This is a genomic window from Streptomyces sp. NPDC005752 (assembly GCF_040630715.1).
In the GTDB taxonomy this organism is placed as follows: domain Bacteria; phylum Actinomycetota; class Actinomycetes; order Streptomycetales; family Streptomycetaceae; genus Streptomyces.
This window is the reverse complement of record NZ_JBEXYB010000023.1, coordinates 1-1,225: the sequence shown is the minus strand read 5'-3', so window position 1 is coordinate 1,225 and position 1,225 is coordinate 1. Positions and strand designations below refer to the sequence as shown.

General features: G+C 70.2%; 1 rRNA gene and 1 pseudogene. Both read right to left on the bottom strand.

Annotated elements, in window-relative coordinates:
- Positions 1-1,025: pseudogene (locus tag ABZ441_RS20015) on the bottom strand (hypothetical protein); the annotation flags it as partial.
- Positions 1,026-1,133: 108 nt separating this feature from the next.
- A 5S ribosomal RNA gene (rrf, locus tag ABZ441_RS20010) occupies positions 1,134-1,225 on the bottom strand; the annotation flags it as partial.

Below are 1,225 nucleotides of genomic sequence, written 5' to 3'. Positions count from 1 at the left end.
CGGAAGCCACCGCCGCTGGGACGGTCGTCGTCGCGACGCGGGCCACGCGGCCGGTCGTCGCGACGCTCGAAACCGCCACCGCTGGGACGGCCGCCACGGTCGTCACGCTGCTGGCCACCGCGGTATCCACCACGGTCGTCATCACGACGCGGAGCCCGGTCATCACGACGGAAGCTGCTGGAACGGTCGTCGTCCCGGCGCGGGGCGCGGTCGTCGCGACGCTCGAAACCACCACCGCTGGGACGGCCTCCACGGTCGTCACGCTGCTGGCCACCGCGGTATCCACCACGGTCGTCATCACGACGCGGGGCCCGGTCATCACGACGGAAACCACCGCCGGAGCCACCACCACGGTTGTCATCACGACGGAAACCACCGCCGGAACCACCACCACGGTTGTCATCCCGGCGCGGGGCACGGTCGTCGCGACGCTCGAAACCGCCACCGCTGGGCCGGCCGCCACGGTTGTCGTCACGACGGAAACCACCGCCGGAACCACCACCACGGTTGTCATCCCGGCGCGGGGCACGGTCGTCGCGACGGTCGAAACCGCCACCGCTGGGCCGGCCGCCACGGTTGTCGTCGCGACGGAAGCCACCACCGGAGCCGCCGCCACGGTTGTCATCACGGCGCGGGGCACGGTCGTCGCGACGCTCGAAACCGCCACCGCTGGGACGGCCGCCACGGTCGTCACGCTGCTGGCCACCGCGGTATCCACCACGGTCGTCATCACGACGCGGGGCCCGGTCATCACGACGGAAACCGCCACCGCCGGAGCCACCACCACGGTTGTCGTCACGACGGAAACCACCGCCGGAACCACCACCACGGTTGTCATCACGACGGGGGGCACGGTCATCGCGGCGGAACGCGCCGCTCGGGCGGTCGCTGTCGCGTCGAGGTGCGGACGACCTGTCGTCACGGCCGCCTCGGAAGCCGCCCCCGTCACCGCCGTCCCGGCGACGCGGCTCGCGTTCCGGACGGTCGTCGGAAGAGTTGGTGGACATGGGGGTGACTCCTGTCATCGGGTACCACAGACATTCTCGCGCAGCCGACCTTCCGACGCGCTTCGGAAAAACAAAAGAGCCCTCGGCCCCAGCATGAACGCTGGGACCAAGGGCCCTTGAAAGATTGTTCGGCGGCGTCCTACTCTCCCACAGGGTCCCCCCTGCAGTACCATCGGCGCTGAAAGGCTTAGCTTCCGGGTTCGGAATGTAACCGGGCG